General features: G+C 40.0%; 16 protein-coding genes. 9 read left to right on the top strand and 7 right to left on the bottom strand.

The genetic code is table 11. The features are described 5' to 3' along the window. Positions 1 to 15: 15 nt before the first annotated feature. The gene (locus LY11_RS14875) at positions 16 to 1,434 is read left to right on the top strand and encodes an alpha-L-fucosidase (protein ID WP_111634459.1); all 1,419 of its coding nucleotides are present in this window, start codon (positions 16 to 18) and stop codon (positions 1,432 to 1,434) included. A gap of 9 nt (positions 1,435 to 1,443) precedes the next feature. Continuing rightward, positions 1,444 to 3,879, top strand: coding sequence for a glycoside hydrolase family 3 N-terminal domain-containing protein (locus LY11_RS14870; RefSeq protein WP_111634458.1), 2,436 nt, complete (start codon positions 1,444 to 1,446; stop codon positions 3,877 to 3,879). Positions 3,880 to 3,924: 45 nt separating this feature from the next. Here the strand turns inward: LY11_RS14870 and LY11_RS14865 are convergent, their stop codons facing one another. The 6 genes from LY11_RS14865 to LY11_RS14840 all read right to left on the bottom strand — a co-directional run bounded on the left by LY11_RS14865 (position 3,925) and on the right by LY11_RS14840 (position 11,851). After that, positions 3,925 to 5,472: a RagB/SusD family nutrient uptake outer membrane protein gene (locus LY11_RS14865; protein WP_111634457.1), complete on the bottom strand. Its 1,548-nt coding sequence runs from the start codon at positions 5,470 to 5,472 to the stop codon at positions 3,925 to 3,927. Positions 5,473 to 5,483: 11 nt separating this feature from the next. Beyond that, positions 5,484 to 8,588, bottom strand: coding sequence for a SusC/RagA family TonB-linked outer membrane protein (locus LY11_RS14860; RefSeq protein ID WP_111634456.1), 3,105 nt, complete (start codon positions 8,586 to 8,588; stop codon positions 5,484 to 5,486). A gap of 281 nt (positions 8,589 to 8,869) precedes the next feature. Then, on the bottom strand, positions 8,870 to 9,379 hold the full coding sequence (locus LY11_RS14855; protein ID WP_111634455.1) for a DUF6141 family protein: 510 nt from the start codon (positions 9,377 to 9,379) through the stop codon (positions 8,870 to 8,872). 45 nt (positions 9,380 to 9,424) lie between these two features. Then, positions 9,425 to 10,564 carry a hypothetical protein gene (locus LY11_RS14850; RefSeq protein ID WP_111634454.1) on the bottom strand — a complete coding sequence of 380 codons (1,140 nt, stop codon included), beginning with the start codon at positions 10,562 to 10,564 and terminating at the stop codon, positions 9,425 to 9,427. A gap of 95 nt (positions 10,565 to 10,659) precedes the next feature. Beyond that, positions 10,660 to 11,088, bottom strand: coding sequence for an SRPBCC family protein (locus LY11_RS14845; protein WP_111634453.1), 429 nt, complete (start codon positions 11,086 to 11,088; stop codon positions 10,660 to 10,662). Between the two features lie 7 nt (positions 11,089 to 11,095). Continuing rightward, entirely contained in the window at positions 11,096 to 11,851 is a 756-nt protein-coding gene (locus LY11_RS14840) for a hypothetical protein (RefSeq protein WP_146610854.1), read from the bottom strand. 254 nt (positions 11,852 to 12,105) lie between these two features. On the opposite strand from LY11_RS14840, the gene LY11_RS14835 reads away from it, so the two are divergent. The 3 genes from LY11_RS14835 (at position 12,106) to LY11_RS14825 (ending at position 14,951) form a co-directional block, all read left to right on the top strand. Further along, the gene (locus LY11_RS14835) at positions 12,106 to 12,591 is read left to right on the top strand and encodes a hypothetical protein (RefSeq protein WP_111634451.1); all 486 of its coding nucleotides are present in this window, start codon (positions 12,106 to 12,108) and stop codon (positions 12,589 to 12,591) included. Between the two features lie 475 nt (positions 12,592 to 13,066). After that, on the top strand, positions 13,067 to 14,497 hold the full coding sequence (gene dnaA / locus LY11_RS14830; protein ID WP_111634506.1) for a chromosomal replication initiator protein DnaA: 1,431 nt from the start codon (positions 13,067 to 13,069) through the stop codon (positions 14,495 to 14,497). A 22-nt stretch (positions 14,498 to 14,519) separates the two neighbouring features. Then, the gene (locus LY11_RS14825) at positions 14,520 to 14,951 is read left to right on the top strand and encodes a hypothetical protein (protein WP_111634450.1); all 432 of its coding nucleotides are present in this window, start codon (positions 14,520 to 14,522) and stop codon (positions 14,949 to 14,951) included. Between the two features lie 30 nt (positions 14,952 to 14,981). Here the strand turns inward: LY11_RS14825 and LY11_RS14820 are convergent, their stop codons facing one another. After that, entirely contained in the window at positions 14,982 to 16,445 is a 1,464-nt protein-coding gene (locus LY11_RS14820; protein ID WP_111634449.1) for a tetratricopeptide repeat protein, read from the bottom strand. Positions 16,446 to 17,160: 715 nt separating this feature from the next. On the opposite strand from LY11_RS14820, the gene LY11_RS14815 reads away from it, so the two are divergent. The 4 genes from LY11_RS14815 to LY11_RS14800 all read left to right on the top strand — a co-directional run bounded on the left by LY11_RS14815 (position 17,161) and on the right by LY11_RS14800 (position 22,726). After that, positions 17,161 to 19,545: a glycoside hydrolase family 95 protein gene (locus LY11_RS14815; protein ID WP_111634505.1), complete on the top strand. Its 2,385-nt coding sequence runs from the start codon at positions 17,161 to 17,163 to the stop codon at positions 19,543 to 19,545. 468 nt (positions 19,546 to 20,013) lie between these two features. Continuing rightward, positions 20,014 to 20,640: an RNA polymerase sigma factor gene (locus tag LY11_RS14810; protein ID WP_111634448.1), complete on the top strand. Its 627-nt coding sequence runs from the start codon at positions 20,014 to 20,016 to the stop codon at positions 20,638 to 20,640. A 122-nt stretch (positions 20,641 to 20,762) separates the two neighbouring features. Continuing rightward, positions 20,763 to 21,737 (top strand): pyridoxal-phosphate dependent enzyme, encoded by a 975-nt coding sequence (locus tag LY11_RS14805; RefSeq protein WP_111634447.1) that lies wholly within the window; start codon positions 20,763 to 20,765, stop codon positions 21,735 to 21,737. Between the two features lie 17 nt (positions 21,738 to 21,754). Continuing rightward, complete coding sequence (locus LY11_RS14800; RefSeq protein ID WP_111634446.1) at positions 21,755 to 22,726, top strand: 2,3-diaminopropionate biosynthesis protein SbnB; 972 nt, start codon at positions 21,755 to 21,757, stop codon at positions 22,724 to 22,726. Positions 22,727 to 22,732 lie beyond the last annotated feature (6 nt).

Raw genomic sequence — 22,732 nt, 5'->3', positions numbered from 1 at the left:
TAACCGAATATATTTATGAAAAAGTGCTGTTCTATACTATTGATCCTCCTTGCCTGCAGCCAGCTTCTCGCTGCTCAGACTACGGAGCCTTCCAAAGATGAAAGAATGAAATGGTGGCGTGAAGCCCGGTTTGGTATGTTCATCCACTGGGGTGTCTACGCACAATGGGCAGGAGTTTACCATGGTCACGAACAAAACAGGGGCGGTGCAGAATGGATTATGAACCGTTCTAAAATTCCTGTCGCTGAATATCAGGCGAAGGCCAGAGAATTTAATCCGCAAAGTTATGATCCCGATTCATGGGTGAAAATGGCTAAAGATGCAGGCATGAAGTATATTGTGATTACCGCTAAACACCATGACGGATTTGCACTTTTTAAATCAGGAGCCAGCCAATGGAATATCGCCGATGCGACCCCTTATGGTAAAGATTTATTAAAACCACTCGCTGCTGCCTGTAAGAAATATGGCATCAAGCTTGGCTTTTATTATTCTCACGCACAAGACTGGAATAATCCTGGAGGCTCTGCCGCAAGAAAGCTGATGTGGGAAGGTTGGGCAAATCCGGATTCTACAAAAATTGATGCCTATACTTTAGCCCATAACGGACACTGGGACCCTGCTCAGGAAACAGCCACATTTGATCAGTATATTGATAAAGTTGCCGTGCCCCAGGTTAAAGAACTGCTTACTAATTATGGTGATATTGCTGTTTTATGGTGGGATACACCCACGAATATGACGGACAAAGCGGCCTTGAAACTGCAGGAATTGTTAAAACTACAACCCAATATTATTACCAATGACCGTTTAAAAAGACCCAATTTTTCCGGAGATACCAAAACACCGGAGCAAAAAATACCAGACCGTAAAGAACTGGACGGTAAAGACTGGGAAACCTGTATGACCATGAATGGGACCTGGGGATACCGCACAAAAGATACCAACTGGAAAAGTACGGCAGTATTAATTAAAAACCTGGTGGATATTGCTTCTAAAGGCGGAAATTATCTGTTGAATGTAGGGCCAAAACCAGATGGGACTTTTCCCCAGGAGAGTATACAGCGCTTAGCCGAAATAGGGAAATGGATGAAAATTAACGGAGAAGCCATTTATGCCTCCAAAGCAAATCCATTGGAAGAGGTAAGCTGGGGAAGGATTACAGCGAAAGAAAACGGAGCGGAAACTATTTTATATCTTACCGTACTGGACTGGCCGGCAGCAGGTAAAATAGAAGTTACAGGGTTGAATAACCAGATTAAATCAGCAGCTTTATTAGCGGATGGCCGGACGTTGAAATTTAAGGGCAATGTAATCATGCTTCCTGCTTCGGCACCGGATTCCATTGCATCAGTCATTAAAGTTATAATTAAGGGAAAAATTACACAAAAGGACCTCAAAGGAGGAAATATGAAATCTGGCGCACTCGACTAACTATTTTACATGAAACCACAATATCTGATCAGTACGCTATTAATTTTAATCACTGCGCAGACTTCCTTCTGCCAATCTAAAAATATATATCATAAAGGCTGGGTAGATTTTAATAAAAACGGGAAGATGGATCTGTTCGAAGATCCATCTCAGCCTGTAGAAGTCCGGGTAAATGACTTGTTAAGTCAAATGAACCTGAATGAGAAAACGAATCAGACTGCAACTTTATACGGCTACGGACGTGTTTTGAAAGATGAAATGCCCACTGCAGGCTGGAAATCTGAGATCTGGAAAGACGGTATTGCTAATATTGACGAAGAATTAAACGGCCTGGCTTACAACAAAAAAGCGCAAACTCAATATTCCTTTCCTTTCAGCAAACATGCTTCGGCGATTAATACCGTACAAAAATGGTTTGTGGAAGAAACCCGGTTGGGCATACCTGTAGACTTTACCAATGAAGCTATTCATGGACTTTGTCACGATCGGGCAACCCCGCTTCCCGCGCCCATTAACATAGGAAGTACCTGGAATAAGCATTTGGTTTACCAGGCAGGAAGTATGGTAGGCAGAGAAGCCAGGGCTTTAGGTTATACCAATGTATACGCCCCGATTTTGGATGTGGCGCGTGATCAGCGCTGGGGCAGGGTCGTGGAATGTTATGGCGAAGACCCGTATTTAATTGCAGAAATGGGTAAACAAATGACCCTGGGCATACAAGATCATGGCGCTGCGGCTACCCTGAAACACTACGCCGTTTACAGCGTCCCTAAAGGTGGCCGTGATGGAAATGCAAGAACAGATCCGCATGTTGCTCCGCGGGAAATGCACCAGTTATTTTTATATCCTTTCAGAAGAGTGATACAAGAAGCTCATCCCATGGGAATTATGAGCAGTTATAATGATTGGGACGGTGTGCCGGTTTCGGCGAGCCCTTACTTTTTGACAGATTTACTGCGTAAACAATTTGGATTTACTGGTTATGTTGTCTCTGACAGTGAAGCCGTGGAGTTTATTTTCAGTAAACACCATGTTGCAGAAAATATGAAAGGCGCAGTGAAACAAGCTATAGAAGCAGGCTTAAACGTGTATACCAATTTCAATATGCCCGATAAGTACATCTTGCCGCTGCGCGAACTGGTGAATGAAGGAACTGTTTCTATGGAAACTTTAAATCAGCGGGTAGCTGATGTGCTGCGGGTGAAGTTCAAACTAGGATTATTTGATCAGCCTTATGTGAAAGATCCTGCGGCAGCTGACCGGATAGTACATACTCAGGCTGATGAAGAACTGGCCAGGCAGATCAACAGAGAATCCCTGGTTTTGCTAAAGAATTCAAACCATACTTTGCCTCTGGACAAGAGTAAGTTAAAGAATATCCTGGTCACTGGTCCGCTGGCAACTGAGGTCAACTATACCACCAGCAGGTATGGTCCCTCTAACAACCCAGTAACAAGTATATTAGAAGGTATCAAAGGTTATGTATCAAATGATAACAAAAACAGCGTGCAGCCACAGGTTAACTATGTTAAAGGTTGCGACGTGATTGATGAAACCTGGCCGGAAAGTGAAATTATTCCAACGCCATTAAGCCCTGCAGAACAGGCTTCCATTGCGCAGGCAGTTGCTGCTGCTCAAAATGCGGATGTTGTGATTGCTGTAGTCGGAGAAACAGACGCGCAGGTTGGAGAAAGCAAATCCAGGACCGGATTAGGATTACCCGGCAGACAGCTTCAGTTATTACAAGCGCTTCAGGCTACCGGGAAACCAGTAATTATGGTCATGGTCAATGGAAGACCATTAACGATCAACTGGGAAAACAGGTATTTGTCAGCAATCCTTCAGGCCGGATTTCTGGGGCCATCTGCGGGTAAAACCGTTGCGGAAACCTTATTCGGTGACTATAATCCGGGAGGAAAACTAACGATGACCTTTCCTAAATCCATCGGGCAGATCGAATTTAACTTTCCCTTTAAACCCGCTTCACAAGCAGGCCAGAGTAGTAAAGAAGATCCCAATGGTTACGGAAAAACCACGGTCTTGGGCGCATTATATCCTTTTGGCTATGGATTGAGCTATACAACCTTTGAATTTACAGATTTAGTGGTCACCCCAACACAGTTATCCGCTCAGCAGGAAGTACAAATTAGCGTGAAGGTGAAAAATACCGGTGATCGCAAAGGAGATCAGGTGGTACAATTATATCTGAAGGATGTAGAAAGCAGCGTCACCACTTATGAATCTGTTTTAAGAGGATTTGAACGGGTGTCACTTAAACCTGGAGAAACTAAAACTGTTCAGTTTGTCTTACATCCTGATGATCTGGCACTACTTGATAAAGATATGAAGTGGACTGTAGAGCCCGGTAAGTTTCAGGTGATGATCGGAAACTCATCAGAAGATATAAAGCTGAAAAAAGAATTTACAGTGATTGGCACAAAATGATAATATTTTAATCATCAGGGGAACCCGAAAATTCCCCTGATATATTTAATAACCTGGATTCTGCTTAAACGCCGTATTGTTCAAACTTCTGGCAATCTCAATCTCTGCCTGCGGAACAGGCCATATCGTATCTCTTGCCGGGAAAGTCCGGAACGCATTGTTCGGATCTTTAATTGTAGGAATTACTGTCCGGTCGGTGCGCCATCTTTTAAGATCGAAGAAACGCTGACCTTCCAATGCAAACTCAATACGCCTTTCATGGCGGATCTTATTGCGCATTTCTGCGGCTGAAAGTCCTGCTGGTAAAACAGGTAAAGTAACCGTTGGCCTTGTTCGTACTAAATTAACTGCATTGTATACAGTAACATCGGGTCCGGAAACCTCATTCTGAGCCTCTGCATACATTAACAAAACTTCCGCATACCGCATTAACACCCAATCCTGATCACTTTGCGTAGCATAAGTAGTCGGAAAACGGGAAAGATCAACCCCTTTACGCGGAAGAAAACCACTCGGTACCGCTATAGCCTTTGGGTCAAAAGCCGTGGCTGCGGTAGTTCCTCTCCAGTCTCCCGGCACAATTACCGTCATCTTTAACCGTAAATCTCTGTTTGCATAAGGCTTTGCCGGGTTGTACAAAGGTGAGGTTTGAATAGATAACCCATCCGTACATTCATAATCATCTACCAGGTAATTCAGTACGTTCACATTATTCAGGTAGGAAAACAGCCAATCCTGCGGACTATAAAAAGCCGGAGGTGCATAACGGGCAGAAAACATGATCTCAGGGTTTGAATTTTGTCCTGGTTTTAAGAATAAACTGCTGTAAGTAGCAGCTAAACTGAATTTATGCTCGTCCATCACCAATCTGGCAGCATCTGAAGCCTCCTGAAAACGTCCATTGGTAAGTAACACTTTCGCTTTATAAGCAAGTGCTGTTCCACGAACCGCATGACCGGTATAGCCCGTATTTGGCAAATTAGCAGCAGAAAAATCCAGATCAGCCAGGATAGAATCAACCACTAGTTTTTTTGGTGATCTCGGCAGTTTCGTACTGGCCTCATCAAAACCGAGCGGCTTTAAAGTCAGCACACAATCTCCATATAACTGCGACAGTAAAAAATAATGGTAAGCCCTGATAAAACGTGCTTCAGCCATATATTGGTTGCGAACCGCGTCGCTTAAAGAGATCTCTTTGATCTTAACCAGCAGTAAGTTACAGGCAGCAATCGCCTGATAGCTGAAATTATAAGCATCAGACTGTATCCCGCCAATAGTAGGTTCAATATTGCCAGTGGATATAGTCGAGAAATTAGCAGCGGTAGATACCGTATAACCATTATCTGTTAAAGTTTCCCAGAACATATAACCACCGCCCCAGCCAGCACCAGCAGCACTCACCCCGGTTGCATTGTTTCCTTTGCATAAAAAATTATAACAAGCTGCCAACGCCAGATCAGCATCATTCTGCGTTTTCCAGAAAGTACTTTGTGAAACCTGTGTTAGCGGGTTTTTATCCAGAAATGATTTTTTACAAGCCGTAAAAAGCAAAAGGATACTAAAAATGAGACTATAAGATATAAATTTATTCATTTGATTACATTTTAAAAGGTTGCCCTTACGCCGAAATTATAGATCTTGTTTTGAGGATGGGTCAGGTAACGCGTGTTCGAGGCCACGCGTTCAGGATCAAGCCCGGGGAATTTGGTAAAAGTGAAAAGATTTTCTCCTGCGAAATAAATCCTGAAAGCACTCATGCCTGCGCGTTTAGCCCATGGTGCAGGTAAATTATAACCTAGCTGGATATTTTTAATCCGAAGAAAAGAAGCATCCTTTAAATAATAAGTAGATGTTGTAGTTAAATTCTGGCTTACATTTCCAGTTCCTGTCAGATAAATCAGTGGTAATGTTGTACTTGGGTTTTCCGGAGTCCAGGCATTTGCCCATTCTGTTGTCGGTACTGAACCCTGATTGAAGGGTTGAAATCCCCAGCCGTTCACGTATTGTTTCTGCCCCTGTGAGCCATAAAGGAATACCGTCAGGTCGAAATTCTTATAATCGAAATTAAAAGTGACCGAATAATCATACTTAGGGAAAATACCCGATACTACTGTGCGGTCGTTCTCATCAATCTTGCCATCCCCATTTAAGTCTTTAAACTTAAACGTGCCCGGAACAGGATTGTATGGCTGTTTAGGAGCAGCAGCTATTTCTGTCGCAGACTGGAATATTTTATCAAACTCATATAGATAAAAACTACCAAAAGGTAAACCAACTTTCTCAATGGTCGTCGTATTGATATTTGTTGCGCTATATTGAGCCAGCTTATTGCGGTTCGCCTGTAAATTCGCACTTACTGAATAGCCTAACTGACCAATCTTATTTTTATACTGCGCAGATAACTCGATCCCCCGGTTTTGAATAGTCCCGTTATTAATAATAGGAGGTTTATAACCAATATACCCGGGAAGCGCTGCCTCTCCTAAAATATCACTCGTTGTTTTGTTATAATAATCGGCAGAAAAATTCAGCTTGTTATTAAAGAAAGAAAGGTCCAGTCCAAAATTGACAATTTTGGTTGTTTCCCACCTGATCTCTTGATCGGTCAGGTTGGTTTTACGAACACCATCGGTTAAATTACTGCTAAATGGATAAGAGAAACCAGTAGCATATACATCCTGATAAGGATAATAACCGATATTCTGATTGCCCAGTTTGCCGACAGACGCACGCAATTTCATATCAGAAATTACAGGCAGTAAGCTCTTGAAGAAACTTTCCTGGGAAATCCGGTAGCCTAAAGATACAGAAGGAAACAGTCCCCACTTATTCCGGTCATAAAAACGGGACGAACCATCCGCGCGTAAATTACCTTCTACGAGATATTTACCTTTATAATCATAGTTTAACCTGCCATAAAATGAGTTGATGGCCCACTCAGAAGCTTTTCCGCTATTTAACTGTGAACCTGTGCCGCCAGCATCAATTTCCTGTACAGCGTTATTTGGAAAAGCTACCCGGGAAGCAGACAAAGACTGTACTTTATAATACTCGGCCTGCGTACCCCCTAAAATAGTAAAGGAATGATCGGCTATCTTTTTAGTATAAGTCAGCTGGCTATAGCCAATCGGATAAATATAGTTATCATCGGTAACCTGCAAACCCTGGCCGCCCACATCCAATACCCTGAAAGGTAAATCATCAGGACCAGCAGACCATAAATATTGATTGATAACTGGTTTATAATCATAAGTTTTCTTGAAATCAAAATTAGTACCCACACTCGTTTTCCATTGTAAACCATTGATTATCTTTACATCCACAAATACATTGCCCTGCATGTAATAATCATTGGTGGAGGCCATTGCATTTTCTGCTACTGCAATTGGATTTTTATTGGCACTCTGGAAAGGATAAGCTACCGCGGTATAACGACCACTTCCATCTGGTAGTACTGGTCCGTATAACGGAGACTGGCTCAATGTGGCGATAAAAAGATCCTGACTGCCTTGTCTTGGATAGGTTCTTTTTCCATAGTTCATGGTAAAGCTTGCTCCAAAATTAACATGGCTATTTATTTTGCTGTTGATATTCAGCTGAAGATTATACTTTTTGTACTCAAAACCCTTCATAATATCCGGCTGATTCACAATGCCTAATCCAACATTATAAGTGGTGGTTTCATTACCTCCGCTCAGATTAAGGTTGTGTGTCTGTACATTTACCGTCCTTAAAACAGCATTCAGCCAGTTATAATCAGGATAACGGTTTTTATCTGTGCTGTTCGCATAAAGGTCAATTTCTGCCTGTGCAAACCTGTTCGCTACCGGGGCACCTGAGTTAATAGCGGCCTGATTGTACATTTGCATGTATTGCGCCGAATTGTAAACCAGGTCAGGTAAGCTGCTCGCTTTGGTGATGCCCAGGTTATAGCTGTATGCGATCTGCATTTTACCCGCTTTACCTTGTTTGGTCGTGACTAATATTACTCCGTTTGCTGCCCTGGAGCCATAAATGGATGCTGAAGCCGCATCTTTTAAGACCGTTACACTTTCAATACTTTCGGGATTCAGGACGGTCAGATTTCCCGGGATACCATCTATAATTACCAGCGGCTCTGTTCCTGCACCGCTGTAAGTTCCCAAGCCACGTATCCTCAGTACGTTACCCTCGTTTCCGGCTTCACCAGATGCCTGGGTAACTGACAAACCCGGAAGTTTACCCTGTAGTAACTGAGTAGGATTGGTTGATACTCTTTTAGTCAGGTCTGCTCCGGTTACAGTGGCCACAGATCCGGTCAGGTTAGCTTTCTTTTGCGTACCATAACCAACCACCACTACGGTTTCCAGGTCATTCTGCTGACCTGATAAAGTGATGTTGATGGTGTTCCGGTTTCCGGTTACCTCTTCGGCGGTCAAAAAGCCAATAGAAGAGAAAACCAGGATAGCAGCTTTCTCTGGTACTTTAATGATATATTTTCCTGAGCCATCGGTTACCGTCCCAATGGTAGTTCCCTTAATTTTTATACCTGCACCAGGCAAGGGCTGCCCGGAACTTTCCCTGACAATACCACTGATTGTGATACCGTTTTGGGCTAAAACAGGATTGCTTAAAATTATAAGTAAGCCAAGCATCACACCGTAATGCAGCCGCTTCTTATACCTTTTCAACAAATTACCTGCTGAATGAATAAAAAAACATTTTTCCATGAGTTAAAGAAATATTTGGTTTGGTTAGCTGGATCAATTATATAATAACTATATCCTGTTATTATTTAATAATTAATTGATTACAAGGTGTTAAGAATTTGATTTCAATAATCAAGCGGATGAGTATTTTACTATACCATTTTGGCAAAAGTATTCCTTAAAATTAAGGCATAGGTTTTTAAGCGATACGGAAGAATCGCTGAATGATATTTGTTATCCGGAAAAAGGGGCTAACAGAACAGGAGGGGGGGGTGCTGTAAATTGATCAGTTTAGTGATTAACTAATACCAGGGCTGATCTGTTTTTCTTAAGGTTTCGATGACCGCCTGTGGCTGATTAGTTCCTATCAATAAGTTTTTGCCGTTCTTGAATTCAATTTTAATGCCCTGATCACCAGAAATATTAATAGCTTTTTTCCCGGTAAATGTAAATCTGAAGCCCCAGCCACCATATTCTGATATGGGATCATAACCACCTACTATTAATGAGCTGATTGTATTAAAAGGATATTTTTTAAAGGACAATTGAAAAGGGAAAAAGCGGATACAGATGCCATCTTTTTTAACTATCGTATCCAGGTGGGTTATTGCAAAAAGTAAGGTGATGAGTAATAAAAGACTATTACTGATCAGAAGATGAGAATTACTCATGGAATCCTCATCAACTTTGATTCCCTGGAATACTTGCTGAAAAGTGCCATATAAAACGTAGATGTTAACTCCTGCCAGGATTAACCATAATGCTTTTTGTCTGAAATATTGTCTTTCAAAAAATAAAGTCTCAGCTTCCATAAGTTTGCTGTTGTAAAATGAGAATGAGGTGAAAACGTTAAATTATTATTCCGCTACAGAAGTACCATAAGTAGTTTCCTGCATAGATATGATTTGCCAGCGGCCATCATGCCACCCTGCATAAAACAAAATGCCTTCCTGACCATTAGAACTGTCTATGACTGCATTAATTTTAATAATGATTTTGCCCGCCGACCAGATTTCATGATCAAAATTAGTAATGCTGTACTCCACTGCTCTGACCTTTTTTGTTGTGAAATCGATTGTACCGAGATATTCCGTCAGCTTTTCAATGTGATCAGTCACATATTCCTTGTGCAAGGCTACTGGATTTTCCTTCATCATGGCCTGCATTTTCTTCAGTTCTGTCCGGTTTGATGCTGACATGGAAGCGGCATCCTTTACAGCCTGATTAACCAGTACCTGTAGATCCGGCTGATAAATCCGTTTAAAATCCGTGGCTGAAATCAGGTTGGAGAATTTCTCTGCCGGTTGCTTCGCTGCTAAATCTTGCAGTACCTTATTGGCAAATGGTATTGGATCTGCCAAACATGTTCCGGAGTTCTGCCAGCCTTTTGCAGTTGCTGAAGAAGACTGAGCGAAGATGATTTTTGGGATCTTAGTTAAAGTGTTCCATTTTTTAGCGCGAAATGAACTTTTTCCGCCAGGACTTTTACCACCTGGTTTTTCTGAATAACTGTAGAAATCATTGTCTATATTAATCAGCAGCCATTTTTGATCACGCCACAGTACATCGAATTTCACTGCAATATTTCCAGTCGCCTGTTTCAGCAGTACGTATATACTATAGTGCGGAGTTTTTACCTGTTCCACAGGAAACTCCTGCTCAGCGAAATAAACCCTTACAAACCTGGCAGTAGTAGCGTTGACATTTTTAACTTTTGCCAATTGCAACAGCTCCTGCCATGATGCTTTAAGCTGATTAAAAGACGCATTATCTTCTTCAGATCCGACTGTAACGGCTGTTTGATTACTGGATATCCCCATCTTATCCACCATATCCATTTCTTTTGAATCAGGAAATATGGGCATTTTGCTAATATCTTCTTTATGGAGAAATGCTGCTGCAAAAGTTTTACCTAAAGAATCAGGTGTAAGGATACATTTTTGCTGAGCGCTGGCAGGGATACAATACAACAGGAAGAGAAAGACGAAGTATTTCATGGAAAGAGGTTTGTCGGTTTTCGTATTTAAATATATGAAACAAAAGTTAACAAACCTCTTATTGCTGGTTAATAATTTAAGGCATTGGAGGCGCTTTAAAAATTATTTTCCGTATAATCCTTAAAGTTATCCAGAATAGCTTGCCAGCCACCTCGCTGCATATCAACAGGATGTGTGCTCTCAGGATCAAAAGTTTCGGTTATTTTGGTCTGATCGCCATCACTGGTAAAAGTTATTTTAACCTTTCTTCCATCACCCATTGTATAGGCAATAAGTTCATGTTCTTTTACATGGGTATAAACACCTTCAAAATCAAAACTTACGCTGCCATCTTTAGCAGCCATTGTAGTTTTGAATTTACCATCCTTACGCAGGTCATTGTCTGCATAAGGGGAATGCCAGTCGGGAGAAGCATTATTCCATTTCTTAATATGTGCGGGGTCACTCCATGATTCCCAAACTTTGGCTACGGGTAAATTAACTGTGGTTTCTACGGTAATAGAGTTGTTGTTTGCAGTTTCCATAATCAGGTTATTGATTGATAATTGTTTTATTCTTCCCGGTTTGAAAGTAATAATAAATTGAAGTCGCGATAATCGCTGAAATTGTACAGCCAACTATCAGAAAGCCCATTTGACCGAACAAAAATTTCTGATTAAAAAGCATAGAAATTGTTGTGCTGTTATTTATGTTGATGTATTCTATATAAAAGAGTAGCATACCTAAAGTAACCGTCAGGAAAAAGACGGGCCAGTTGAACAATACAGCAGTTTTAAAGATTTCACTTTTCACTAAAGGCGGTTTTACCTGGTATAAATACCAGATACAGGAAGAAGTGACCATACACCAGAAGATTACGGTTTGACAGGTATAGAATATTTTGAGCCCGCCCGATTGATAGTCAATCACTCCGGAAGAAACTATATAATTGATAACTCTTTTACAAAGCGTAGAAAAAGTCATCAGGATAATTACTATTCTAAAGATTAAAACCAGTTTCAATTTGTTGCCTTGTGCTAATTTTGAACGGTATTTCAGGAGTAAAAAGAAAATCAGGAATATGGCTATAAGATAGGCATCAAACCATTCGGACTGTCTGGAAACACCAAAATAGGCAAAGGCTGCGTAGAGCGCAAGAGATAATCCGCCGCAAATCCAGGCAATAATTTCAGGTACAGTCTTTCTGGAGTAGAAAACAACAATAGAGAGGAGTAAGCCCAGAAGCAGTACTGCCAATGCACCTGCGCCCAATAGCATAATTATAAAATAGTCTCCCGATAGATACATATAGCTTGATTAATAAATGAGCTCCAATTTATTGATTAAATCCGGAATAGTCGTTGTATTTGAATACAAATCATTATGCTGATCACGGTTAATAACTAATCTAATCACTGTTAATACCTGTAATTTTGAATCTCACAACTTGGAAAACAATACCTTAAGGCACCTGTCATTTGACAAACTTTAACAAAGTGTAACTTTGCTTAACACTACTATGCCTGATCTTTAAGCTATTGAATATTTAATAGATCAGCATCATGAAAAAACACATTTTAAGTCTGGCTTTAACGGCCATGTTTTCCATAACTGTATATGGACAAGAATTGCGGCGCACTGAACCAATTCTTGCGAATGCCCCAGGTTTTGAAGTAAACGAAGCGGTTGAAATCCAAACTGTTCCGGGGAGATACCATATTCTGGACCTCCGGAAGGTAGATCTGGGTAAAGGAACAAATATGGGTAAATTGAAAATCCAGCCTGTTTCAGGTAACCATACTTTTAAAAATAAGCTGGCTGCAGATGAAAACCTGCATGAGTTTATTTTCGTCAGTAAAGACCCTGCTCAGCAGAAATTAGTCCTGTTGCTCCCAAAAAGCATGATTTTGGCGGGTGGGTATACGGAAAGGCTTCCTACGGTCGTTAGAAGACTTGGCGCGGTGACTACCGATGCACATGGTATTACCAAAGTTTATGACGGAAATACACCCGTAGAAACAATTCCGGCAACAAGGATCAAAGAGTAATCTTTAAAAACAGGGTGGGTAAACTAGAACTTATGCCCCCCTGTTTTACTTCATATTCAGCAATGTGTATAACCCCGGTTTCCCATCCCGGAAATTATGCCTTTTTTAGCTCAATATTCAAAAAGCAAAGCTGAAAATTCAAAAAACCTGATTTTCAAAAGTTATTAACAAGCCCTGTCTTCCTTCGGAAATTTAACCTAACTGGTTGATAGTTATTAGTTTTTTGCCCGCTACATCCAGTGGTTAATAACCTGGTAAAGTTGTTAACACGTCTTTAGTTAACAACACCTGTTGGTAACCCATACTTATCAACATTATGGCCAAAAAAAAAGAGCTAATTAATTGCTTTTTAGTGGCTTACTGCTGGGTATAAGTTTATGTTTTTTTGTTGGTAATTTTCTGGATCTTCGCAATCCCAAAAAGGAAGGAAGCTTTTTTCAGGGCCAATAACATTACCAATAACCATAAAAAAACTATGCAGAATACTTGTACAACAGTGTGGAATAACTCGCTTCAAACCATTAAAGCTAACATCCCGAATCAAAGTTATAAGACTTGGTTCGAACCGATCTCGGCCTTAAAATTGGAAGGTAACGTTTTAACTGTACAAGTACCAAGTTTGTTCTTCTATGAGTGGTTAGAAGAACATTACGTTGGCCTTTTACGCAAAACAGTAAAGCAGGAACTAGGAGACGAAGGACGTTTGGAATACAACATCGTTGTAGACAATAAACCATCAAAAAGCAATACCCCGTATATTGCTGCAAGTTCACCGGCAAATACCAATACCATTGCTTCCAAAGCTATGCCGACACCAGCGCCGATCAGTAAAGACTTAAGAAACCCTTTTGTAATTCCGGGTTTGAAGAAATTAAACGTTGATCCTCAGCTGAACTCTAATTACACTTTAGAGAATTACATTGAGGGAGATTGCAACCGTCTGGCACGCTCTGCGGGCTTCGCTGTTGCCGCTAAACCTGGCGCAACATCATTCAATCCATTGATGATTTATGGTGCGGTAGGACTAGGTAAAACACATTTAGCTCAAGCCATCGGTAACGAGATCAAACGTACTTACCCAGACAAATTAGTGATTTTTGTATCCTGCGAAAAATTCTGTCAGCAGTTTGTTGAATCTTTGAAAAATAACACGATCAATGACTTCGTGAACTTCTACCAGGCTATGGACGTGATTATCATGGATGATATTCACAACTTCGCCGGGAAAGAAAAAACACAAGATATTTTCTTCCATATTTTTAACCACTTACACCAATCTGGTAAACAAATCATCATTACTTCAGATAAAGCTCCAAAAGACTTATCTGGTTTAGAAGAACGTTTGCTGAGCCGTTTCAAATGGGGCTTATCTGCAGATTTACAAATTCCTGATTTAGAAACAAGGATTGCTATTCTGAGAAAGAAAATGGCCAGTGATGACATTGACCTGCCAGCAGAGGTAGTAGAATACGTAGCACATAACATTGATAACAATGTCCGTGAACTGGAAGGCGCAATGGTTTCTTTACTTGCACAGGCAACTTTGAATAAAAAAGAGATCGACCTTGCCCTTGCTAAATCGATGTTGAAAAATTTCATTAAAAATACTTCCAAAGAAATTTCAATGGAATATATCCAGAAATTAGTTTGTGAATATTTTGAAGTTGCTGTTGACCTTGTGAAATCACCAACCCGTAAACGTGAAGTTGTACAGGCCAGACAAATCTCTATGTACCTGTCTAAAAGCCTGACTAAATCTTCTTTGAAGAGTATCGGTGCGTTTTACGGAGGCAGAGATCACTCTACAGTAATTTATGCTTGTCAAACTGTAGAAGACCTGATTGACAGTGATAAAAAATTCAAAGGATACGTAAATGATATCCAGAAGAAATTAAAGATGAGTTAATTCAAACCAGCAATAAAATCCGATGAACTTAAATGCGACTACGATAACAATTTTATTGGTTGTTATACTTGCGATCCCTTACCTGATCCATGTAATCAGAAAAGTACAAAACTATAATATCCCTTTGCTCAAAGCATTGAACCCTTTTTATACAAAGGAAATGCACGAAGCGGATCAGTTGAAGTTGAGTTTATCTCCGATTGTTAAAGAAATAGAAACTCAGGAACTGGCAAAATTCATGCAGCACTGGACCGCTAAATTTGAAAACGGCAGCCTCTCTGAACAGGACGTAACAGACCTGAATGCTAGAATTGAAGAAGGCAGAGCGGATCAGGTAAATGGCATTCTTGCTTTACATCCAGCAGCCAAAGCTCAGTTTCAGGAGCACAATAAGCAGTTAAGACTCAAAGCAGCCGCAGTTGAACAAGAAACGGAACCGGAAGTCTTAGTTTAAAATAATATTAAATGATAAAGCTGAACTTGATTAACAAGATTCAGCTTTATCATTTAATTTCTTTGCGATATTCTGGATAGAGTGATCCAGGTTTTCAGCGGAATCAAAAAGTGCCTGTTCAAACTCCAGATAGGTTTCCTTCCTGTCTTCACTCATTCTGATGACCATAATGATACCTAGTATATTGCTTAAGTATCCGCGGATCTCATGAGAATTGATAAATGAAATTTCACTGTTTAATTTATTGAACATCAATTCATCATATTTTTTCTTCATTTTCAGCGAGCGGTACAGAAAAATAAAAGCTAATATGATCATCCCTGCAACTGCCATACACAACATAAAGTAATTTTGTCTCACTTGTAAGTCTTCCTGGGCAACCACATATTTCTTCTTAATTTCGTCGTATTTCAGGTAATTCAGAATACTCCCGGTTTTCATCGTTCTTACGGTATTCACGGCAGCCTGATCGGTTGCTTTTTTATAGTACTGTGCAGCTAATGCAAACTTTTTATCTTTTATAAAAGCATCACCTACAATATTAAATAACTTACATCTCATATGACCGAGGTTCTTCAGATCGCCGGATGACAACAAGATCAAGGCTATTTCTCTGGCCTTTTCTGTTTGGTCGAACAGCAGATAGGCTTGTGCTAAATGAAGATAAGTGTATAATTTTTCCGGATCATCTGCCTTATCAATCAGCGTCTTAATTTCATCAATTGATCTTTTATCTTTTTTTAACAACAGGATCATGTATCTCAGGCGGTACATATTGCCGGAATTCGCAGACTGGGCAGGACTTTTGGCCACTTTATCTGCATAATAGCTTAAAGAGTCCAGGTTATTTAAATGGAAGTAGGCCGTGGCTTTATTCTCATAAACTAATAGCTGAATCTGTGCTTTTCCTTGTTGAACGGCCAAATGATGTGCGGTATCAAGGGCTGCTATCGCTTCTTGGTAGAGACTGCTCTTGATATAAAGATCTGCGATGTTGGTATAATTCAAAATGAGCTTATTGGTGTCCTGAAGGTTTTGTAATTGCTTTTCTATGATCAGATAACTTTCCATGGCACGCATATAATTCTCCAGGTCAGTATCAATGAATGCCAGTATTCTCAGCAGCCTGATAAATCGCGGATTTTCCTGGGGAGTTTCGTCCAGCGCTTTGATGATATAACGCTTTGCCTGTTCGAATTTTAACAGTCTTTTCGCATATAAAGCCTCTATTTCATAGCTGAATGCTTTTTTATCCGGAAGATCGCTTTTTGTAATTACCGATAATAATATTTCTCTGTTACCACTTAGGTTTTCTTCTTTGGCCATCCATATATAAGAAGTGATCAGTTTTTCAATCTGTGTTTCTGCGCTATGCGGAGAAGAATTTACGGCCGATTTTATTTTATCTCCAAGACTGTTTCCAGCATATACGGAAATAGAAGAAAGAAAGAAGATTAACGTTGAAATGACAGCCGTTTTGAGGATTGTCTTCATTTATGCTTATTTAAATTGCTTTATAGGTAGCTATTTTAAAAATAGTGAAGCAGAAGCAATCTTCGTCAATAATTTTCACTTAAATAGTCGAAAATTAACGATTTTGTAGTGTTTATTACATATATATGTTGTTTTATTACTACGAATAGTATTTTTATGGAAAATTCAGTTCCGCAGGAGACAATTGCTGTTTTAGGATAATTGCGCTTTTAACAGCGGGAATCTTTAAGGGGTTTCTGTACGTGTTTGCTAAACTTTATTACAGGAAAAGAATTTTATCCGGTCTTTCTATCTTTACCAGGCATTAGCAAAAAGCCGTTATAAAATGATATTCTTTTGTTAATTTCCGGATCAGCTAAGCTGATTGACCAGAATTGGGTCTTTTATATATAATGATCAGGTTAATTCTGAACGTTCTAACGGTAGTGCTAAAATTCGGTTCCTGGTTTGTAATTTTTATGGCCAAGATTGTGTAAATTATAAGCACTTAATAATCATATATATACGGTGTACTTCGCGTTTGATACGCTCAGCGGTATTTTTAACTTTAAGCAGGAAAATTTTATTTTAAATACAAATCTGTAAACTTACAGGCAGGGGTACAGGCTGCTGATTTTTTATGGCCTATATCGTTTAATCATTGGCCAATAAAGTAAAGCCGGGATATTCAATTATTTCTTTATTTTATGCTGACCAAATAAAAGCTATATATCAAATGAAGAAAAATCTCCTTTTTTTTGCCGGCCTCCTGTTGCTCTTCCTTCAAACTTCTGCGCAGCAAAATAACCATAAACTTATTTATAGTAAACCTGCCACACAGTTTGAAGAAGCATTGCCCTTAGGAAATGGAAGGCTTGGCGTGATGGTTTACGGTGGTATTCATTCAGAGCGTTATTCCTTAAATGAAGCCACTTTATGGGCGGGTGGTCCTGTAAATCCAGATATGAACCCTCAGGCAAAAACTTATTTAAAGCCAGTAAGGGAGGCTTTGTTCGCGGAAAACTATCAAAAGGCAGATTCGCTGGTCCGTTTTATGCAAGGGAAGTTCTCAGAATCTTATGCGCCACTTGGGAACCTGATTTTTGATTTTAAACATCAGGGGGAGCCTGAAGCCTATAAAAGGGAGCTTGATATACAAAATGCAATCAGTAAAGTCAGTTATACGCTTCATGGAACAACCTATACCCGTGAAACTTTTATTTCCCATCCGGATCAGCTGGTTGTGGTCAGGTTTACGGCCAGCGGAAAGGACAAACTGGACTTTACCTGCCGTTTGAATAGCCTGTTGCAACATAAGGTGTCTTCCAATGGTAAAGTCCTTGCTATGAACGGGCACTCACCTGTACATGTTTCTCCGCTGAACCATGGCAATGAAGTGATTTGGGATGATGTTAACGCGATGCGCTTTACTGCGCAGGTTAAGGTACTCAAAACAGACGGAAAATATAGTACAAAGGATAGCACGTTACATATTTCAGGTGCGCGTGAAGCTGTGATTGTGCTTTCTATGGCTACCAGTTATAATGGATTTGATGTGAACCCGGGTACGCGTGGTAAAGATGAGCTGAAAATAGCATCCCGTTATTTACAAAATACGGCTCCTTATACGGTATTGTTAAAAAATCACACTCAGGATTTCAGGAAATATTATGACCGGGTACAGCTTACTTTAGGGGATGAAGACCGTGCAGAATTGAATACAGTTGATCGTTTAAATTCATTTGCTGCCGGTAAAAGTGATAATGCACTGGTTGCTTTATATTATCAGTACAGCAGGTATCTATTGATAAGTTCATCCAGACCGGGCGGGCAGTCTACTAATTTGCAGGGCATCTGGAATGAGAAAGTTCAGCCGCCATGGAGTAGTAATTATACGACCAACATCAATGCGGAAATGAATTACTGGGGTGTGGAAACTGCGAATTTGCCGGAAATGCACCAGCCTTTGCTTGATTTTATTGGTCGTCTGGCTAAAAATGGAGCAGTTACTGCCCGAAATTATTACGGCGCTGGTGGCTGGGTTTTACACCATAACAGCGATATATGGGCAATTACAAATCCAGTTGGTGATTTCGGAAAAGGCTCTCCGGCATGGGCAAACTGGCCAATGGGCGGTAACTGGATGGCTACCCATCTTTGGGAGCATTACGCTTTTACACAAGATAAAAAATATTTACAGGAACAGGGTTATCCGCTGCTGAAAGGTGCGGTGCAATTTTGTCTTGACTTTTTAGTCGCAGATAAAAAAGGCAACCTGGTGACTGCTCCATCCACTTCGCCCGAAAATAACTATGTGACACCTTCTGGTTATGTGGGGTCCTTATTATATGGTGGTACTGCCGATTTAGCTATTATCAGGGAATTATTTAATGATTACCTAAAAGCAAGCGAAATTTTAAATGCAGATCCTGATGTGCGTAACCAGGTAAAAAGTGCTTTAAAGAAGATGTTGCCTTATCACATTGGTAAAGCAGGAAATCTGCAGGAATGGTATCATGATTGGAAAGACCAGGACCCTAAACACAGGCATCTTTCTCATCTTTTTGGTGCCTACCCGGGTTATTCTATTACCTCGTCCGGAAATCCTGAACTGGCTAATGCAGTACGAAAATCTTTAACTGACCGCACCAATGAGGGTACGGGGTGGGCTATCACCTGGAGAATCAATTTATGGGCAAGAATGCAAAATGGCGAAAGAGCTTATGATGCGTTAAAGAAACTGCTGCGTTTTGTAGGGAATGGGGCAGAGGTGAAAATGAACGGTGGCGGTACTTATGCAAATTTGTTTTGCGCGCATCCGCCATTCCAGATTGATGGAAACTTTGGCGGAGGCGCAGGAATTGCAGAAATGCTGCTGCAAAGCCATCAGGGATATATTGAACTCTTGCCGGCTCTTCCTGTAGAGTGGAAACAAGGCCAGGTTAAAGGACTGGTAGCCAGAGGCGGATATAATATTGATATGCAATGGGATAATGGTAAGCTGATTTCAGCACAGTTGAAAGCTAAAAAAGCAGGAAACTGTATCGTTAAATACGGAAATAAAACGATCAGCTTGTCTGCGGCCGCAGCAGGCATATATAACCTTCAGGAGTTGCTGTAATCAGCAACTCCAATTTAATTCTCTTTATAAAATCCTGTCGTATTCACCTAGGGCAATCGCCGATTGGTGTAATAATAAATAGATTTGATTTTTTATAATTTAACTTTAAGGCATCTGTTGATAATTAGAGTTAATACGTATTTACCGGGTGGTTATAAAAAAAATAAATATCCTGTAAGTCCTTGATTCTGTTTATAGTGATGGATGTAAAGTTTGATAATTTATTGATAAATAAAGGGTTTGTTGTCTTTTACAGGGGAATAGAGGTTTTCTTGTAGAGGATACAGCAAATATCAGGGTTTTAAATGTTAAATGATAACGATTTATCTCCCCGTGTTATTTTATTTGTCGGTTTTTTGTTCCTGTTGATATATTTTGTTAATGATAATAAGTTGTTCAATTAATAATGTATTAATGTATGTTGCTTTACTTTATAAAATATATTAATATATTCAATTGGTTAATGATATGGCAGGATTAAAGGGACGCGACTTAAAATATAGCTGGAAATCTTTTATAAAATCAGAAGGAGAAGATGATTTTTATACTATATATTCTCATTATCATCACTATCTCAGCTTGATAGGGTATAAAAGATACTTTTCTGAAGATGTGGTAAAAGATGCGATTAACGATGTATTCCTGTATTTGTGGGAAAACAGATCATCGCTTCAAAACGTCAATAACTTCCACAGTTATATTATTACTTGCTTTTTAAGAAAGTTGTACCGGAAAAATATGATCAGCCCTGCTGAATTGTATCCGCTTCATGATATTCCTGTAGCTCAGTTATCTCTCTCAGTAGAAGATGAATATATTCAGCAAAGAGTGAATGGTACGGTAAAGCGGATTGTAAAAGATTATGTCGGGCAGCTGGCAGTGAAGCAGCGTCATATGGTTTATCAGAAATATTACCTTGGTTTATCTTACCAGGAAATTGCAAGGACAAATAAGGTTTCTATTCATACAGTCTACAATACGATTTACAAAGCGATTGATAAAATCAAATCAGCTATCACTAAAGAGCAGGAAATTTACCTGTTGCTCTCTATGGGGACGATGGTTGTATTTGTTTTATTTTTTCAAATCCAATAGTGAAAATGCAAATCTTTATACTCTATTAAGAAATAATTAAGCGGATATGCTAATGAACTGAACTACGGACCATCTTAACAAATTATAAATTATTCTATCTCTCATCTTTAGCTCACCTACCCATGTTAAACGAACTAGGAAAACTCGCTGCCTTTATTGGCAATACACCCCTTATTGAACTCAAAAATAACGAGGCCAACCTCTTTGCCAAATTAGAATACAACAACTTCTCAGGAAGTTCAAAAGACCGGGCTGCATTCAACATCATTTATAATGGTATCAAATCAGGAAAGATTTCTGAGTATACCACCATCATCGCATCCAGTTCCGGTAACCTTGCGATCGCAGTCGCTTCGATCTGTAAAAGACTTAATCTCCGGTTTATACCTGTAATCGATCCGAATATCAACTCTTCTTACGAGACTTTATTAAACCTGATGTCACACCAGGTGGTGAAAGTTACCGAAAGAGATCATACCGGGGGATACTTGTTAACACGGATTAATGTGGTGAATCAACTGCATGAAAGAACGCCGGATTCCTTTATTGCTGATCAGTACAGCGATCCCAATAACTATAAAGGCTACTACGGACTTGGGGAAGAGATTATTTCCTCTTTTGATCGCCTCGACTATATTTTCGTAGCGGTAAGCTCCAGTGGGGCGATTACAGGCATTTCAGATTTTATCAAAAAGAAAAGACCTGAGGTGAAAATTGTCGGCGTAGATGTAGAAGGCTCTGTTATTTTTAGTGACAAACCTGTTAAACGCTATATCTCCGGAATTGGTGCAAGCCAGGTGCCTCCGATTATGGAAAATGCAATTATTGACGATGTGGTTATTGTTTCCCAGATGAGTATTATCAGGGGATGTAATGAATTGCTGAATGAGCAGGCCATTTTTGCAGGAGCTTCTTCGGGCGCAGTTTACCTGGCCGCTAAAAACTATTTCAGATTCAATGATAGTGACACCAAGGCTACTTCTCTGTTAATATTTCCAGATAAGGGCCATACTTATATCGATACCATTTATAACCAGGAGTGGGGAACCCAGCTGGCTGCCAAGTTAAACGAAGAAATCCTTTCCATCAATTTTTAAGCTGTAAAAAAGAAATCATGTTATATCTGAATGCCAATAATATTAAAGAGATCGGTTTTAATTGGGAACAATTAACATCAGTAATTAAAGATGCAGTTGTACAGCTTCACGCCAATGACTATTCACAGCCAATCAAGCCTTATTTAAGATTCGGAGATCCTAAGAACAGGATCATTGCGATGCCTGCTTATATCGGCGGGGAGAACCCATGGGCAGGTATCAAGTGGATTGCAAGTTTTCCTGATAATATTTACAAAGATAAACTAAGGGCAAATTCCGTTACTATTTTGAATGAACATGATTCGGGAATACCGCGTTGTATCATTAACACTGCTACTGTCAGTGCTATCAGAACGGCGGCTGTATCTGGTCTGGTGGTTAAAGAGTTCATTAATGGCCGCAATAGTGACCGCAAACTAATTGTAGGGATTAATGGTTTTGGTCCGATTGGTCAAATGCACCTGCGTATGATTACTTCAATCCTGGGCAATGCCATTGATAAAGTACTGATCCATGATTTGAACCCGATTGATGTGAACCATATTGATGATGAGATTGCAGAGCAGACCTTTATCGTTTCCAGCTGGGAAGAGTGTTATCAGGATGCAGATATATTCATTACCTGCACCGTTTCTGATGCACCTTACATCAATCTTTCTCCTAAAAAAGGTTCTTTACAACTGAATGTCTCTCTGAGAGATTATACGGTGGATATGAAAGATTTTATGGATATTATTATCGTGGACAACTGGGAAGAAGTTTGCAGACAGAACACGGATATTGAAAATATGCACAAACAAAAGGGACTTTTAGAAAACGAGACTTATTCCATTGCGGAAATCGTAAACAAAGGCATCCTGGATAAAAGAGCAGCAACCGATGTGGTTATGTTCAACCCGATGGGAATGGCCATTTTTGATATTGCAGTAGGCGGGTATTATTACCGGGAAGCACTGAATAAAAATATGGGTTTCGCACTACCGGATTAATTACCA

The sequence above is a fragment of the Pedobacter cryoconitis genome (assembly GCF_003259615.1).
Lineage (GTDB): Bacteria > Bacteroidota > Bacteroidia > Sphingobacteriales > Sphingobacteriaceae > Pedobacter > Pedobacter cryoconitis.
The sequence above is the reverse complement of the archived record's forward strand: the minus strand, read 5'-3'. Positions and strand labels throughout refer to the sequence as shown.

Excerpts from the sequence above, each read along its gene's own strand:
- LY11_RS14825 (WP_111634450.1), top strand. The coding sequence starts at position 14,520 with ATGAACTTAAATGCGACTACGATAACAATTTTATTGGTTGTTATACTT.
- LY11_RS14805 (WP_111634447.1), top strand. The coding sequence starts at position 20,763 with ATGTTAAACGAACTAGGAAAACTCGCTGCCTTTATTGGCAATACACCC.
- LY11_RS14865 (WP_111634457.1), bottom strand. The coding sequence starts at position 5,472 with ATGAATAAATTTATATCTTATAGTCTCATTTTTAGTATCCTTTTGCTT.
- LY11_RS14860 (WP_111634456.1), bottom strand. The coding sequence starts at position 8,588 with ATGGAAAAATGTTTTTTTATTCATTCAGCAGGTAATTTGTTGAAAAGG.
- LY11_RS14875 (WP_111634459.1), top strand. The coding sequence starts at position 16 with ATGAAAAAGTGCTGTTCTATACTATTGATCCTCCTTGCCTGCAGCCAG.
- LY11_RS14810 (WP_111634448.1), top strand. The coding sequence starts at position 20,014 with ATGGCAGGATTAAAGGGACGCGACTTAAAATATAGCTGGAAATCTTTT.
- LY11_RS14800 (WP_111634446.1), top strand. The coding sequence starts at position 21,755 with ATGTTATATCTGAATGCCAATAATATTAAAGAGATCGGTTTTAATTGG.
- LY11_RS14850 (WP_111634454.1), bottom strand. The coding sequence starts at position 10,564 with ATGAAATACTTCGTCTTTCTCTTCCTGTTGTATTGTATCCCTGCCAGC.
- LY11_RS14840 (WP_146610854.1), bottom strand. The coding sequence starts at position 11,851 with ATGTATCTATCGGGAGACTATTTTATAATTATGCTATTGGGCGCAGGT.
- LY11_RS14835 (WP_111634451.1), top strand. The coding sequence starts at position 12,106 with ATGAAAAAACACATTTTAAGTCTGGCTTTAACGGCCATGTTTTCCATA.
- dnaA (WP_111634506.1), top strand. The coding sequence starts at position 13,067 with ATGCAGAATACTTGTACAACAGTGTGGAATAACTCGCTTCAAACCATT.
- LY11_RS14815 (WP_111634505.1), top strand. The coding sequence starts at position 17,161 with ATGAAGAAAAATCTCCTTTTTTTTGCCGGCCTCCTGTTGCTCTTCCTT.
- LY11_RS14820 (WP_111634449.1), bottom strand. The coding sequence starts at position 16,445 with ATGAAGACAATCCTCAAAACGGCTGTCATTTCAACGTTAATCTTCTTT.
- LY11_RS14870 (WP_111634458.1), top strand. The coding sequence starts at position 1,444 with ATGAAACCACAATATCTGATCAGTACGCTATTAATTTTAATCACTGCG.
- LY11_RS14855 (WP_111634455.1), bottom strand. The coding sequence starts at position 9,379 with ATGGAAGCTGAGACTTTATTTTTTGAAAGACAATATTTCAGACAAAAA.
- LY11_RS14845 (WP_111634453.1), bottom strand. The coding sequence starts at position 11,088 with ATGGAAACTGCAAACAACAACTCTATTACCGTAGAAACCACAGTTAAT.